Source organism: Bacillus cereus group sp. MYBK139-1, from assembly GCF_051916915.1.
GTDB lineage: Bacteria > Bacillota > Bacilli > Bacillales > Bacillaceae_G > Bacillus_A > Bacillus_A pacificus.
The window spans coordinates 255,985-270,931 of the sequence record NZ_JBQAHO010000001.1 but is presented as its reverse complement, the minus strand read 5'-3'; the positions used below and the strand labels follow the sequence as shown (position 1 = coordinate 270,931).

The window sequence follows — 14,947 nt, the reverse complement described above, 5'->3', positions numbered from 1 at the left end:
TCTCAATTATACACTTGTAAAAAATTTCAACAAATTTTTTAAAACCCCATTGCTTTAGAGCGCACTCAAAGGTATACACTTCATTTATAAACATTAAATCTTAAAACAGGAGATGAAACTATGAACAATGAAAGATACGAAAATGGTTGGGACACATTAAAAAATATCGATGGAAACGCTGGGACACAGGTTATTGAATCCTTACAAGATATCGCTCCTGATCTCGGAAAATATATAGTAGAGTTTGCATTTGGTGATATTTATTCCAGAGGTACATTAGATTTAAAACAAAGACAACTTGTAACAATTTCTTCTTTAACATCACAAGGTGGATGTGAACCACAACTTACTGTTCATATTAACGCCGCTTTAAATGTAGGCTTATCAACTAATGAAATTGTTGAATCTATTATTCACTGTGTTCCTTATACGGGATTTCCACGTGCCTTAAATGCTATTTTTGTCGCAAAACAAGTCTTTCAGAGTAGAAATCTGCAAGTAAATTAAAAAACAAGCTGGTACACCCAGCTTGTTCTTTTTATATAACATTTTTCGCAACAATTTTTATATGTTCCGGTGCGATAATCTCCGTTATACTTTCTTGGAAATCTTCCCGCAACATTTCTTCAATATGTTCCAGCTGCACTTCAACATGTGTGCATTCTAAAGTATGTATATTTAATAATGCATAATGATCTTTTTTCTTAATTACTAAATATTGATTTTCCTCTGTTACAAGTACAGAACCTAATCGTACTCCTAGTAGACGTTGATCATCAAACTTCATAATTATTTCTCCCTCCTTCAGATAGATGTGATTACATTAATGCAATCACATTTATGGAAATACGTATCCTATAGACTATATCATAATTTACTAAAATATAAATATCATTATTTTTTTAATAAAAATTCCTGTTTTTTCATATATTTCGATACAAAAAACTTTCTCAACATAAAATTAGAATTTTCAGTTTTTATTCTTTTAAAAATCTATTATAATAAAGTTAATAAATGTTTGACCTCTCCTAATTCATGTACATATGGATGATCAGTAGTCGCTGCTACTGATCTATTTTTTTGATTTCAGAAAGTAAATACGCCGCATCCTTTCCTACACCACAAATAAGTGCAGAACCTCTTTGAGACTGCCATGGCAAGCCGATATAATACAATCCTCCTACTGGACTTATCCCCTTTACATGATTGGGAAGTCCATTCTCATTCACTGCCTTTTCAATTTCAATCCATTTATAATTCTGAATAAAACCTGTTGACCATATAATGCTTTCTGCACTATATGTTTCACCGTTCTGAAACATAATGTTATTTTCTGATGCACTTACTACTTTTTTCTGTAGTTGTATTGATCCATTACGAATGAGTTCCTTACCTTCAAATCCAAAAATTGGATCCTTTCTCTTTTGAAACCATTTCCCCCTCTTTGTATTTACTTCGGCGTACAATAAACCCAATTTTTCTAACCAATTGAAAATACTTTTTCTAAAAAGATGTAACGGTAAATACGTTAAAGGATGACTAATAGACATTGTAACTTCATGAGTCTTTGCAAGTTCTACTGCAATTTGCATTCCTGAATTCCCGCCACCTACTACTAGTACTTTTCCCTTAGGAATTTGTGATGGTGATTTATATTGTGATGAATGTATTTGAAAAACATGTGATGATAGATTTGCTGAAACTGAGGGAATAAACGGTTGCTGAAAACCACCTGATGCGATAATAACTTTTTTCGATTGTAAAATTTCTGTAGAAGTGTGTAATTTAAATATTTCTTTCTCTTTCCTTATTTTTAAAACTTCCGTTTGCAATTGTACTGGTAGTTGAAAATACTGTGCATATTCTTCTAAATACATTGCAATTTCATTTTTATGTGGAAATTTATTCTTCCCTCCTTTTAATATCATCCCTGGTAAACTACTATATTTCCTTGGTGTAAAGAGCTGTAAAGAATCATATCTATTTCTCCATGAATCACCAATTCGGTTTCCTGCTTCGAGTAGTAAAAAATTATATCCTTCTTGCTTCAAGTAATATCCCATTGTTAATCCAGCTTGACCCGCTCCAATAATAATTAGGTCTTTCATTCTAATCCCTCCTCTTCTTAAATATATGAATAATTGTTCATATATTCATACGTTTCCATAATGATAACATTTTATTTTTATATAATTCAATATGTACTCAAAATAAAAAGAGCAGTTTACCATCAAGTAAACTCCCCTTCATTCTACCTTCCCAGTCTTTAGCGCTTGTGCCCAGTCATATCTTTCCTGTTGAATGGCTAATCCAGCAGCTTCTTCCCAATTATAAGGAACTGAAATTTGTTCAATTATCCATTCTCCTAAAACCTCTTCTATCACTACATATTTTGCATGCGGAGTTCCTGATTCCATTTTATGTATAACAGGTAACTCATCTTTGTATGCTGGAAGTCCTACACTCCCTGGATTTATAACGATTTTTCCGTTTGCTAAATACACAACTCTAGGAATGTGCGTATGACCGCATACTATTATTTTTTGCTCAATATTTTGGAGTTGATCCATTATATTTTTTTCATTCTTTAATATCGCACCATTTTCATTCATCTCTTCTAACAAATACACTTCATCTGAAATTGGCGTACCATGACAACATAACATATCTTCTATAGTAAATTGTGAAGGTTGTTGTTGTAACCAATCTATATGATTTTTTGTTAATTGATTTTGGACAAAAGTTAGTGTAGCCGACTGCTCTTGTATAGGTTCCCAAAGCATGCGATCACAGTTTCCCTTAATATGTACCATCTTGTTCTTCATTAATATTTCAATGGTTCCTAAAGGATCTAATGGCCCATACACGCTATCCCCTAAATTTATTATCATTTCGGCCTTACGACGTGCAATATCTTTTAATACTGCTTGTAAAGCGTGACTATTTCCGTGAATGTCTGAAATTATAGCTATTTTTCGCTCCATTGTTATCCCCTATTTCATAAATTTTTTCTAAACCAGTTCCTCATAAAATATAATTCTATTTGAAAACGGATCAATCACAGTTAATTCAATTGTACCCCAAGATGTTTTTTCTATATTTGGCTTCGAATAAGCATATTCTTGACTTAATAATACAGAATGATAATCCTTTACATCATCTACTTTGATCCGAATCGCACCACCTGGTGAGGCATCACCATGATGTTCTGATAAATGTATCACAGCATCCTGTAACGAAATTTGCATATATAATGGCATATGCTCCTCATATCGATGTTCCCAATCCAGTTTAAATCCTAAAAAACCTAAGTAAAATAGCTTTGCTTTTTCAATATCAAAAATTCTAAATATAGGTGTTATCATTTATACTCTCCTCCTATTTATAAACATCTGCTGCCAATTCTCTCAAAACATCCACATTCACTACTTCAAAGCAACCATTGTTTTTCTTTATAATCTCTTTATCACAAAAGATATTCAACGTTCGTAATAAGTGTCGATAACTCGTTCCTAACAATTCCGCTGTTTCCGTTAAATTCCCACTAAATACAATTCTATTTCCGTGCTGTACTGCCCGTTCTCCTGCTGCTAACATGTAACTCGCAAGTCTATTTTCAAGCGGATACAATAAATTAATTGTACTATTTTTTGAGAGTCGATTTAACTTATGTGCTAACGATCCACAAATACATCTTAAAAATTTCGCATCATGAAATAGCTGATTTCTCACTTTTCCTAATGGTAAACCAACACAATATGAATCTGCCATTACTTGTACATTTGAAGTAATCCTTTGGGAATGAATTAACTCCACATCTCCAAGTAACTGCAAACTATCATAAAAACACAGTAATACGGATTTCCCGTTACTTAATGTGTTAAACGCTTTCGCTTTTCCTTCTACAAAGAAATATAAATAGTCTATCTCTTCATTTTCTCTACAAATAAACTCATTCTTCTTAAAAAATATAAGTTCCATGTATGGTTTCATATCATTAGTAAAAAATGAATCAATGTTATTTTGTTTCATATACTCTGCTAGTTTAATTGAATTACATATTTTCTTCATAGTCCCCCGCCTTTACAACTCATCCCCATTGTAATCAAAATTTTCTTCTTCCACTATGACATATGTCATAGTAATACACAATTTCAGCATGATACAGTCATTACAAATATGAAATATAAAGGGGATATTACATTGTATAACTTTCTTTCTGTCTTTATTGGTGTGCTCATCGCCGTTATGCTTCCATTGAATGGGATTTTATCTGAGTTAATTGGCAAGTATACAGCAAGTGTTGTCATTCACTTTGTCGGTTTAATTGCAGTTATTTGCGTTTTAATCATAAACAAACATAAAATCCATTTTGATAAAAGTATTCCACTTTTTTTATATAGCGCTGGAGCGATTGGAGTATTCACTGTTCTTTTTAATAATATAAGTTTCTCCGTCCTTGGTGCCTCTATTACGATCGCATTAAGTTTACTCGGTCAATCCATTGCTTCCATCGTTATTGATCATTTCGGTTTATTAGGAATGAAAGTTGCAAAGTTTGAAAAGAAAAAACTAATTGGATTATGTTTCATCTCTTCTGGAATTATAATCATGACAATTTATTAATGGGGGCAAGAAAATGTTATATATTACGATAGCTATTTTAGCTGGTGTTTCTATCGTTGTTGCTAGAATTATTAACGCGAATTTAGCAAAGAAAATTGGAAATTGGGAAGGCACGTTTTTTAATTATATTACTGGCTTATTTTTCTCTATGTTATTTTTAATGTTCAGTTCAGATTCATTGTATATTCCAATGCATACGTTACAATCCATACCTATCGCTGTATATTTAGGCGGATTAGTAGGCGTTATCGTTATTTCATTATCGAACTATATTACTCCTAAAATATCAGCATTTTATTTAACGTTACTTATCTTTATCGGACAGTTATTTGCAGGGACTATCATTGACTTCTTCCTAACAAATGAACTCTCAACCGGAAAGATTATCGGCGGTGTTTTTGTATTAATTGGGCTTACTTACAATTTACTCGTTGATCGCCCCCTTAAAACTGTTAAGAATAGCCACGTTCAACTATAATACTTTACGCTTACCTATCATATATTAATAGAAAAGCTCTTCATACGAAGTAATAGAGAGGAGAATATTCTATTAAGAAAATTATTTTACTGCTTTGTAGCACATTGATTATTTGTGGAATCGTATGGTTTATAAACTCTGGAAAATCTATTCAAGATCTCTATACAGCAAATAAGCCCAAGAAAAAAGCTACTATTATTTCAACTCAAAGGGATCCAAATGAGCCCCCTGTCTTTTTAGGAAAACAGGAAATAAAAGATATACATGTCGAATCCATTAAAACAAAAAAGGATATCTTCCTCACAAAAACAGATGAATTAAAAACGTTTATTAATAGTATGGATACCGCAAAAAAAGGAAAATTAACATTAGATGAAGAAGGATCAGATTTAATAGATTGTGATATGTGGATTACTTTTGAGGATGGAACTTATAAAAAATATTTCATATGGGTAGTTGATCATCACAATAACGAAGTGATGATTGCTCAGCAAGATACTCCTGATGATGTAAACCTAACGTACTATCAACTAAATGAAGATAGTTCCAAAAAAGTTTATAACTTATTTAAAAAAATTATTTAAACGAAAAAGTCATGAGCACGTGAGCTCATGACTTTTTGCACTATACATATTCAGGAAACACTTTACAATCCTTTTCCTGTTCTATATCATGTCCAAAGAAAATAATTGGTTTCTCTTTTGTCACAACTTCTTTTAAACGTTTAATTGAAGATAAAGCTAATTCCGAATCAAATCCCGCAAACGGCACTTCATCTTCAAAATTCTCTTTCGTATAAGATGCATCAATCGTTAATAATACAGGACCGTTTTTTTCCGTCTCAATTAATAATGACTGATGTCCTGGAGAATGTCCTGGTGTATACAATAACCGAACACCAGGTACCACTTCATAATCACCTTCAATAATTTTGTAGTTTAAATTTGGCAGTATACACTCTTTCAAATATTCCTCTCTATACTGTGCCGCCTCATATTCAGCACGCTGTATAATGATTGGCGTATTCAAAAAAGCACCATTTCCTCCTGCATGATCAAAATGCAAGTGCGAACTAATAATATATAGGAGATCATCTGGCTCATACCCTGCACGTTTTAAAATAGTTACAATTCTATCTTCTTCAGTCATTTTCGGTAAAATCTGTCCTTCTGCAAATGTACCGTTAAAAAGCCCTTCATTATTAACTGCACTTTCTGGCATACCTGTGTCTACTAAAATAGGACCTTCTTCCGTCTCCAAAAGATAACACCAAACCGGCAAGTTTAATAGTTTTCCCGGTGTTAACGCACTGTTAACAGACGAATGATCCAACATACAACGACCTGCTGGGATGAAATAAAGTTTCTTTACTGTCATTATGTATCCACCTTTACATTTAGTTTTAGATAAAGTAACACAGTTAAAAATTCTTCTTTTTAGAAATAAACTCCTTCCACACTTTCATACCAGCATAAATAAAAAAGAGTGTACTTTTTTACATAATGACACTCCACCTACTATAATAAAAGAGTAAATGACTCTTACTTTAATGGAGGGAATACAAATGAAAGCAATTGGTTTACATGAATACTTACCTATTGAAGAAGAAAACAGTTTAATTGATCTAGAAGTTGAAAAACCTGTTGCCACAGGAAGAGATATACTCGTTAAAATTAACGCTATTTCCGTTAACCCCGTTGATACAAAAGTCCGCTCCCCGAAAGATAAAAAAGAAGATGTAGCGAAAATACTTGGCTGGGATGCTAGTGGTGTTGTCGTGCAAACTGGCGAAAGTTGTACGTTATTTAAAGAAGGCGATGAAGTGTTTTACGCTGGAAGCATTACGAGACAAGGTACATATAGTGAATACCACCTCGTTGATGAAAGAATCGTTGGTAAAAAACCTAAAACGTTAAGTGATGCTGAATCTGCAGCACTTCCGTTAACAGCTATTACAGCTTGGGAAGGTTTATTCGAACGTTTAGGTATTGATTATAATAAGAAAGATACGAACTCCTTTAAAAACATTTTAATTATAGGCGGTGCTGGTGGTGTAGGTTCAATTGCCATTCAACTTGCAAAATGGGCCGGGCTAAATGTTATCACAACTGCATCCCGCAATGAAACGATACACTGGGTTGAAAAATTCGGTGCCGATTATATTATTAACCATCACCAACCTTTACAAGAACAAATATTAGAGTTTGGGCTAAAAGATGTAGATTATATTTTCTGCCTAAACAATACAGATCAACATTGGCAAGCAATATGTGACCTCATTAAACCACAAGGAAAAATTTGCTCTATCGTAGAAAATGAACACCCTCTTGAGATGGGCATTTTAAAAAGTAAAAGTGCTACACTCGTTTGGGAATTTATGTTCACAAAAGCGATGTATGAAACTGGAGACATGATTACGCAGCACGAACTATTAAATAAAGTAAGCGAACTACTAGATGAAGGCATTTTAAAGACTACTTTAAATGAAACATTCACACCAATTAACGCTGAAAATGTAAAAAAAGCACATGCACTACTTGAAAGTGGACGCACCATTGGGAAAATCGTTTTAGAGAAGTTTTAATAATAAAAAGTCCGATTTCCAAATGAGAAATCGGACTTTTTTACTATCTTTATTTACTTGAAATCTCTTGATCATTTGGAACATCTAACGGAGGTCGTTTCCCTATTCCGAAAGCATAGAAACTAATTGTTACGATAGCTAAGAAAACAATACCTACAACTAGTGAAATACGCGTATCATCGTTAAACCACATTCCGATTAATACCATAATTAAAAAGGCAATCGTCAAATAGTTTGTAACAGGAGCAAATGGCATTTTGAACGGATGATCTTTCATCTCTGCCCCTTTTTCTTTTCTAAAATTAATTTGACTAATTAAAATGACAAACCATGGTACCATACCAGGAAGTACACTCGCACTATATACATATACGAATAAATTTTTCGGTGCGATATAACTTAATACAACACCAATCGCTAAACCGATAATTACGCCAACTGTTCCGAATAAAGGCACACCATTTCCAGAAAGTTTCGTAAAATATTTCGGTGCTTGTCCATTTACACCTAACGTATATAGCATACGACCAGCACTATAAATACCACTATTACAACCAGACATTGCTGCTGTAATAACAACGAAGTTAATAAGTCCAGCTGCTGCCGTAATACCAACCTTCGCAAAAGTTGCTACGAACGGACTACCAATTGTACTTAATTGATCCCACGGATACACAGTTACAATAACGAAAATAGCACCGATGTAAAAAATTAAAATACGCCAAATTGTACTTTGAATCGCTCTTGTAAGTGTCTTCTTCGGATCCTTCGCTTCACCAGCAGTAATACCGATTAATTCTACACCTTGATATGCTCCAACTACAAGTGATAAAGCAAAGAAGAATCCTGAGAAACCACCTGTAAAGAAACCGCCATTTGACCAAAGATTTGATATACCAATCGCTTCTCCGCCGTTACCAATTCCAAAGAAAATAAGTCCAAATCCCGCAATAATCATTAATAGAATCGTAACAATTTTAATCATCGCAAACCAAAATTCAAATTCACCAAATGACTTAACAGAAATTAAGTTAGCTGCGCCAAGAATAACCATTGCAATTACACCTGGTATCCAAGCTGGTAAGTCAGGGAACCAATATTGCATATACGCCCCAACCGCGATAATCTCTGACATCCCAACGATAACCCACTGGAACCAGTTACTCCACGCAGTCATATAACCAGCTAACGGGTGAATATACTTATGACCGAACGTTGCAAATGACCCTGTACTTGGCTCCATATACAACATTTCTCCCATGGCACGCATGATGAAGAAGATAAAAATACCTGCAATTGCATAAGCAAGCATAACCGACGGACCTGTCCATTTAATCGTGCTGGCTGACCCCATAAACAAACCAACACCAATTGTTCCGCCTAAAGCAATCATTTGAATATGCCGTGCTTCTAAACCTCTTTTCAATTCTTTGTTTGCCACTTCACTTCCCCCCTCTTAGATGATTCATAGCCGCATTTTAAAACAAGATGCTTTCCCCTAATTCTTTTCGGCCTTGAAAATGATGAAGCAAACGTCATTTTACACTAGCTTTAAAGCTATCCTAAAATCGTTTTTATTGCTTCTTATAAAATTCTCAAAACCTTTCATCTTCCAATATTCTATAAATCTTCAAATTACTTACCTTATATTAATTCATTAATCTGAAAAATTCAATTATTTTTTCAATAAATTAATATGCATGATTACGTTTGAATTTCAACTGAATTAACAATAAAATACATCTATTCAATATGATTCCGGTATAAATATTATTACAGTATAAATAACCGAGGAGAGCATTTTCCCTCGGTTTCACATCTCATGTACTTCAATCATTATAGTTGATAACGTAATTTCCCACGCATCCGATTCATATACCAACCAGAAATTTAATATATTAATAAACTACTAACTTCTTTAATCTAATTTTGAGGCAGGAATCTTACTACCTCAAAACAGCGGGATAAAATATAAAAGAGTCTCATTTTTAATGAGACTCTTTTACCATTACATATTTAAATCGTTTTTGAAGTTTGTTTACCTAAAATAAACACTTTAGTAAAGACCATCATGATAACGACTATAGCCAGAAAATAAAGTGGCATCACGAGTAACGAGCCCGTATGCAGCTGACTCATCCCCAAAATTGTCATCGTTACAATTACATAGTACCCTAAGCTAAATAAAGCTCCGGCTGTACCAATAACATCTTGAAAATCTACTAATGCTAAACTTAAACAGTTAGGTAGCGCTACTCCGATTCCTAATAGCAATATAAACATCGCTATTAAAAATACAACCATATATATTACATTCGGATTTGATCCCACAAACGTAATAACAGATAAAAGGATAGCTCCTCCTGTCATTACGAGGCAACCGATATATATAATTTTCTCTGGCTTATAAATAGCAAGTAAACGTTTTGAAACTTTCGCTCCAATAATAGAAGCAGACGCAACAACAATCCCTAAAAATCCATACATACTAGGCGATAACTGAAAGTATTCAATAAAGATAAACGGCGCTTCTGCATAGTAGCTAAATAAAACACCATTCGCTCCTCCAATTAATAACCCGTATGTTACTACTTTCGGATTTGTAATTAACCTCTTCAAGACTGAAAACACATTTATTTTATTCGTCACTGAGCCCGTTTTTGTTTCCGGAAGAGAAACAAACGTATACAGAAAAATACCGACACTCATAACTACTAAACTTAAAAATACGATTTTAAATCCAAACATTTGATCAAGAAAGCCACCAATTAACGGTCCTATCGCTGGTGTAAAAGCAATAACTGCCGAAATTTGAGCAAACATAACGTGGCGCTTATGCCCTTCTACACTTTCACGTAGAATCGTTTGTGTCACAACAGAGCCAGCACTTGCTCCAAACGCTTGGATAAAACGACTTAGCAATAAAACTTCAATGGAATTTGCAATAAAGCATAAGAAACTTCCAGCGCCATATACGACAATTCCAAATAACATTGCCGGGCGACGGCCAATAATATCCGATAACCATCCAATAAAAAATACACCTAAAGCAAATCCAGCAAAATACACACTAAGTGTTAACTGCACCTCATTATTACTTACATGTAACGCCTTTGAAATATCAGGTAAAGACGGTGTGTAAATCGTTTCACTAATTTGCGGAAATGCGACAAGAATAATCATTAACAAAAGTGATGGTACTGAGACTTTTTTCATTTTTCATACCCTCCTATAACTTTGAAAATCTCAGAAATAAAAAGACTTTCCTAAGCTACGGAACAGGAGGGGCCATTATAGAAATTCGATCATAAAACAACAAAGAAAACACCTCAATTACGTATGTTAATACTTATAGGAGGGTAATATTAACATTGATTTTTTAAATATACTTTTTCAATTATATTACATATTGTATTTCTTTTTCTAGTGCTCAGCCTTGGAGGATTGTTAAAAAGATAACTTGATGCAGTCACCTTTTTATGGAATAATTAGAAATAGTTTGAATTCATAAGTTTAATTATTAAACGATAGACTAGCATATTTTAATGTCACAAGCTTACAAACAGGAGGACTTTCGTAATGATTGAAATTTTCAGGACAATATTAAACTTCCTAATCTCTCTATTCTCAGGAGAATTACCAATTGTATATTATGTATGGATTATTACCCTATTCCTGATTCAAATAATCCAATCTACTCTGAACTACAACTTCTTTAACAAGAAAGACAATTTCAGCACTTATATATCGGAAGGATTACTTGCTTTTATTATTTTATTGTTTGGAGGAATATTAGTATCTAAGTTACTTGCTTACATAATAGACGACCCTACTATTAGTATGACGAATGTAACACATTATTTTGTTTCTCTTATCATATTAACTATATTTGTCTTAATAACCTGCGTTAAAGACTTTATAGAGACATCTATAAAGAATAAAAATATATCTCTTTTTAGCTTTTTAGTAATTTCCTTAATAACAAGTATACTTTCATTCAAGTTTTTATCACCTTTAATTGAAGGTTCTTTTTCTCTTTCTAAATCTTTTATAACTACTTTAATCATTCTAGTAACCGTATCCATTCCTCTATTAATTTCTTTAGAGGAAAAATATGCAAGTGAAGAGGAAACGGAAAATTTTTAGCTTCTCATTTACATAAAAGAAAGAGGGAGCTCCCCTCTTTCTTTTATATCGTTCTATTTCACAAGACTAAATCATTCCTTTTAATATCAATCCTAAAACTGACATTATTATCGCGCTAATAATAATTCGCAAAATCCAAGTTGTGTTTGTACTTATTTTTTCTAATTGCTTATTGATTGTTGCTATGTCTTTCTCATTAATAGTAGTACGCGTTTCTAAATTTCGAATGTCTCTCATAATTTCTTTTTGCTCCGCCTTGAGACTGTCAATTTTAGCGTAAACATCTTCCATATATTCACACCCTCTATTCATCTTAATAGAAAAATCTATATATATTATGAGACAACCCTCTTACCTGTGAATACATTGCGTATATCCGCGTACCAAATTATTTGTACAATCTAATTGAATTACTCACATGTTTCCATTCTTCTATTTATAAATTAGCGTTAAGATACATTAAAATTTTAAAAGGAATCCCTTGTTTATTTAACAACAAACAAGGTGCAATCCAACATTCTGAAACACCTACGATAATTTCTATTGTTTTCATATTTACAACTCAATATAATCAGTATGATTTTCTGAAAAAGTCACTTTTTGAACTGCTTAAAGTATACTAATATGAATACGAAATAGCTGTATTGATAAACTCTCTAGAACAATAAATATACTGGCTGACACGGATCTATATCCGATATTTTTTCCAGTAACATGAATGTTTATTTCTGATAAATGCGTTTGTATATCATTGTTTTCAAAAATTTCATCCTCAACCTTTACAATATCTGCTTCACAATCTACTTCTTTAAAAGTTTTCAATAATTTTGTTTCCAATAAACTACAATCAAAATTCTCATCTTTTATTACGGCAAATTTAACCTTCATATCGATTTCCCCATTTTTAACAAACCAAAATCATTAAATCAATATAAATATATATTATTCTATTAAATAATTCAAAATATACGCTTCTTATATACATTATTAAAAATCAGTTCTAAAGAATTAAATGCAAAAAGAAATTACATATACAAATCCCCTATTTCAACTGAACTTTGTGTAATAATGCATATTTCAAATACATTATTACCTTTCACTCATATTTTTATCATTGAGTTTTTATTCACAAATTCGTAACACATATATATGAGTTATTATGCTAAAATTAGTTTATTCACAAGAAGAAGTTATTCTTAATAAATCAATCATTTTTAATACCCTGTTTAAAGCCTTGCCCCCCTGCAAGGCTTTTTCCTATTTAACTAGAGTAGTAGTTTTCGTTATGCATCTCTCCCCTTTGTTCCTTACCCTACAAATAATACTGAATGTTTATTTTACTTTTTCAACCTCCTTACTTGCTCTGTTTGAGAGCTCTTTACCAAATATTCAATCTAATGATAAAATTGACCAAATTAATATTTTCGTCCATAACTGTATCAAAAAGTACACTAAAGAAAAAATAGCACTCTCACGATTAAGTAAACGCGAGCTTTTTTCTTCTATCTACTTACTATTTTAGGTTAATAGTTTAGTAACAAGATTTAAAAATTCGACTTAAATTCATTAATGAATGGAGAGGTTTATATGAAATTAAAAGACAAAGTAGCAATCATAACTGGTGGTGCAAGTGGAATTGGCGAATCTACTGTTCGTCTTTTTATCGAAGAAGGTGCAAAAGTAGTTATTGCTGACTTTTCTGAACGTGGAAAAGAACTATCAGATGAATTGAATGCACATGGATATAATACGTTATTTATTAAAACCGATGTAACAAAAGAGGCAGATATTAAACAGCTAATTCATGAGACAGTAAGTACATACGGTAAATTAGATATTATGTATGCCAATGCCGGCGTTGCTGATGATGCACCGGCAAACGAATTATCCTATGAAAAGTGGAAAAGAACTATTGATATTAATTTGTCTGGGGTATTCCTTTCTGATAAATATTCGATTGAACAATTTCTTAAACAAGGTACAGGTGGTGTCATCATTAACGCTGGTTCGATTCATAGTTTTGTTTCATTACCTACCCCAACAGCATACTCCTCTGCAAAAGGTGGTGTGAAACTATTAACTCAAAATTTATGTACTGCCTACGCTAAATATGGAATACGTATTAACGCGGTGTGCCCTGGTTATATTGACACCCCTTTACTAGGTAGTGTTAATCCTCAACAGAAAGAATATTTAGCTTCACTTCATCCACAAGGCAGACTTGGAACACCAGAAGAAGTCGCTAAAGCTGTCTTATTTTTAGCAAGTGATGATGCTAGTTTTGTTAACGGCACAACACTTCTTGTTGATGGAGGCTATACTGCACGTTAATTTAAAGATTTTGAAGCACCCTAAAAAATATATAGTCTTCAACAAGAAAAAGCACCGTCACAAATGACGGTGCTTTTTCTATGTAAGAGCTACTAGAAGATTTCCTTCTAGCCTACTCCCATTTATAAGTCCAAAATTGTTCAAGTTGCAGCCATTTTAATGTTGCTGCATCTTTGTTTTTAATTTTTGCATGTGTCTCTTCAAGCATCGCTTCTGTTTGCGAACGGTGCGCACCTAGTGCAGCTAATTTATGCTCGAATACTTCACTAATATTGTTTACAACATCTGGCTCACCGAGTACAGCTTCACGATTTTTCGTAATCGCAACCGCATGAATAACTGGACGTTCTTCTTTTGACATACGTGATACGGCGCGAACGACAGCGCGGCCAAATGCATCATGATCTGGATGTACGCCGTGCTCTGGATAAAATGTAATAATTCGAGATGGATTTACTTCTTGAATGATTGCTTCAATTTTGTCTGCAACGAAATCAACATCTTCAAATTCTAACGTTTTATCATGGAAACCAAGCATTCTTAAATCTTTGATTCCCATCGCTTCACATGCATCTTTTAATTCTTTTTCACGGATATTTGGAATCGTTTCACGGTTAGCAAACACGTTTTTCCCCATGTTACGTCCCATTTGTCCTAGCGTACCGCACGCATACGTTACAGGTACTCCTTGATCTGTTAATAAGCGAATTGTTCCTCCCGCCGCAAATGCTTCGTCATCTGGATGCGGAAATACAACAAGTACATGTCTCTCCATAAGTTTC

Annotated in this window: 18 protein-coding genes; 7 read left to right on the top strand and 11 right to left on the bottom strand. The window is 33.2% G+C overall.

What is annotated here, in order from left to right; translation table 11 throughout:
- The first annotated feature begins 120 nt into the window (after window positions 1-120).
- Window positions 121-507 carry a carboxymuconolactone decarboxylase family protein gene (locus ACTFRS_RS01335; RefSeq protein WP_001058541.1) on the top strand — a complete coding sequence of 129 codons (387 nt, stop codon included), beginning with the start codon at window positions 121-123 and terminating at the stop codon, window positions 505-507.
- Window positions 508-538: 31 nt separating this feature from the next.
- Here ACTFRS_RS01335 and ACTFRS_RS01330 read toward each other — a convergent pair whose 3' ends face one another.
- The 5 genes from ACTFRS_RS01330 to ACTFRS_RS01310 all read right to left on the bottom strand — a co-directional run bounded on the left by ACTFRS_RS01330 (window position 539) and on the right by ACTFRS_RS01310 (window position 4,071).
- Window positions 539-787 (bottom strand): hypothetical protein, encoded by a 249-nt coding sequence (locus ACTFRS_RS01330; protein WP_001969234.1) that lies wholly within the window; start codon window positions 785-787, stop codon window positions 539-541.
- 277 nt (window positions 788-1,064) lie between these two features.
- Entirely contained in the window at window positions 1,065-2,108 is a 1,044-nt protein-coding gene (locus ACTFRS_RS01325; protein ID WP_242294329.1) for a flavin-containing monooxygenase, read from the bottom strand.
- A gap of 138 nt (window positions 2,109-2,246) precedes the next feature.
- The gene (locus ACTFRS_RS01320; RefSeq protein WP_242294328.1) at window positions 2,247-2,984 is read right to left on the bottom strand and encodes a metallophosphoesterase family protein; all 738 of its coding nucleotides are present in this window, start codon (window positions 2,982-2,984) and stop codon (window positions 2,247-2,249) included.
- 27 nt (window positions 2,985-3,011) lie between these two features.
- A complete protein-coding gene (locus ACTFRS_RS01315; protein WP_139866221.1) occupies window positions 3,012-3,365 on the bottom strand; it encodes a glyoxalase superfamily protein in 354 nt (117 codons plus the stop codon).
- Window positions 3,366-3,378: 13 nt separating this feature from the next.
- Window positions 3,379-4,071 (bottom strand): cyclic nucleotide-binding domain-containing protein, encoded by a 693-nt coding sequence (locus tag ACTFRS_RS01310; protein ID WP_001969245.1) that lies wholly within the window; start codon window positions 4,069-4,071, stop codon window positions 3,379-3,381.
- A 108-nt stretch (window positions 4,072-4,179) separates the two neighbouring features.
- On the opposite strand from ACTFRS_RS01310, the gene ACTFRS_RS01305 reads away from it, so the two are divergent.
- From ACTFRS_RS01305 to ACTFRS_RS01295, 3 genes are all read left to right on the top strand, one after another.
- Window positions 4,180-4,626, top strand: coding sequence for a DMT family transporter (locus tag ACTFRS_RS01305; protein ID WP_041184689.1), 447 nt, complete (start codon window positions 4,180-4,182; stop codon window positions 4,624-4,626).
- Between the two features lie 13 nt (window positions 4,627-4,639).
- Window positions 4,640-5,104 (top strand): DMT family transporter, encoded by a 465-nt coding sequence (locus tag ACTFRS_RS01300; RefSeq protein ID WP_139866224.1) that lies wholly within the window; start codon window positions 4,640-4,642, stop codon window positions 5,102-5,104.
- 89 nt (window positions 5,105-5,193) lie between these two features.
- The gene (locus ACTFRS_RS01295; protein WP_242294337.1) at window positions 5,194-5,688 is read left to right on the top strand and encodes a hypothetical protein; all 495 of its coding nucleotides are present in this window, start codon (window positions 5,194-5,196) and stop codon (window positions 5,686-5,688) included.
- Window positions 5,689-5,728: 40 nt separating this feature from the next.
- On the opposite strand, the gene aiiA is transcribed toward ACTFRS_RS01295, so the two are convergent.
- Complete coding sequence (gene aiiA / locus ACTFRS_RS01290) at window positions 5,729-6,481, bottom strand: quorum-quenching N-acyl homoserine lactonase AiiA (protein WP_000216576.1); 753 nt, start codon at window positions 6,479-6,481, stop codon at window positions 5,729-5,731.
- A 187-nt stretch (window positions 6,482-6,668) separates the two neighbouring features.
- Here aiiA and ACTFRS_RS01285 point away from each other — a divergent pair, with 187 nt between their 5' ends.
- A complete protein-coding gene (locus ACTFRS_RS01285; protein ID WP_000643760.1) occupies window positions 6,669-7,688 on the top strand; it encodes a zinc-binding alcohol dehydrogenase family protein in 1,020 nt (339 codons plus the stop codon).
- A gap of 49 nt (window positions 7,689-7,737) precedes the next feature.
- Here the strand turns inward: ACTFRS_RS01285 and ACTFRS_RS01280 are convergent, their stop codons facing one another.
- A complete protein-coding gene (locus ACTFRS_RS01280) occupies window positions 7,738-9,129 on the bottom strand; it encodes an amino acid permease (RefSeq protein ID WP_139866226.1) in 1,392 nt (463 codons plus the stop codon).
- Between the two features lie 575 nt (window positions 9,130-9,704).
- Window positions 9,705-10,904 (bottom strand): multidrug effflux MFS transporter, encoded by a 1,200-nt coding sequence (locus ACTFRS_RS01275; protein ID WP_440024452.1) that lies wholly within the window; start codon window positions 10,902-10,904, stop codon window positions 9,705-9,707.
- A 363-nt stretch (window positions 10,905-11,267) separates the two neighbouring features.
- Between ACTFRS_RS01275 and ACTFRS_RS01270 the strand changes: the two genes are divergently transcribed.
- Window positions 11,268-11,834, top strand: a complete 567-nt coding sequence (locus ACTFRS_RS01270; RefSeq protein ID WP_440024453.1) for a DUF5823 family protein — start codon at window positions 11,268-11,270, stop codon at window positions 11,832-11,834.
- Between the two features lie 66 nt (window positions 11,835-11,900).
- Here the strand turns inward: ACTFRS_RS01270 and ACTFRS_RS01265 are convergent, their stop codons facing one another.
- Window positions 11,901-12,125, bottom strand: a complete 225-nt coding sequence (locus tag ACTFRS_RS01265) for a hemolysin XhlA family protein (protein ID WP_000390462.1) — start codon at window positions 12,123-12,125, stop codon at window positions 11,901-11,903.
- Window positions 12,126-12,443: 318 nt separating this feature from the next.
- Window positions 12,444-12,722 (bottom strand): hypothetical protein, encoded by a 279-nt coding sequence (locus ACTFRS_RS01260; protein WP_071679909.1) that lies wholly within the window; start codon window positions 12,720-12,722, stop codon window positions 12,444-12,446.
- 699 nt (window positions 12,723-13,421) lie between these two features.
- Here ACTFRS_RS01260 and ACTFRS_RS01255 point away from each other — a divergent pair.
- Window positions 13,422-14,165, top strand: coding sequence for an SDR family NAD(P)-dependent oxidoreductase (locus ACTFRS_RS01255; protein WP_087954758.1), 744 nt, complete (start codon window positions 13,422-13,424; stop codon window positions 14,163-14,165).
- Between the two features lie 112 nt (window positions 14,166-14,277).
- On the opposite strand, the gene bshB2 is transcribed toward ACTFRS_RS01255, so the two are convergent.
- The gene (bshB2, locus tag ACTFRS_RS01250; protein ID WP_000439461.1) at window positions 14,278-14,940 is read right to left on the bottom strand and encodes a bacillithiol biosynthesis deacetylase BshB2; all 663 of its coding nucleotides are present in this window, start codon (window positions 14,938-14,940) and stop codon (window positions 14,278-14,280) included.
- Window positions 14,941-14,947: the final 7 nt, after the last annotated feature.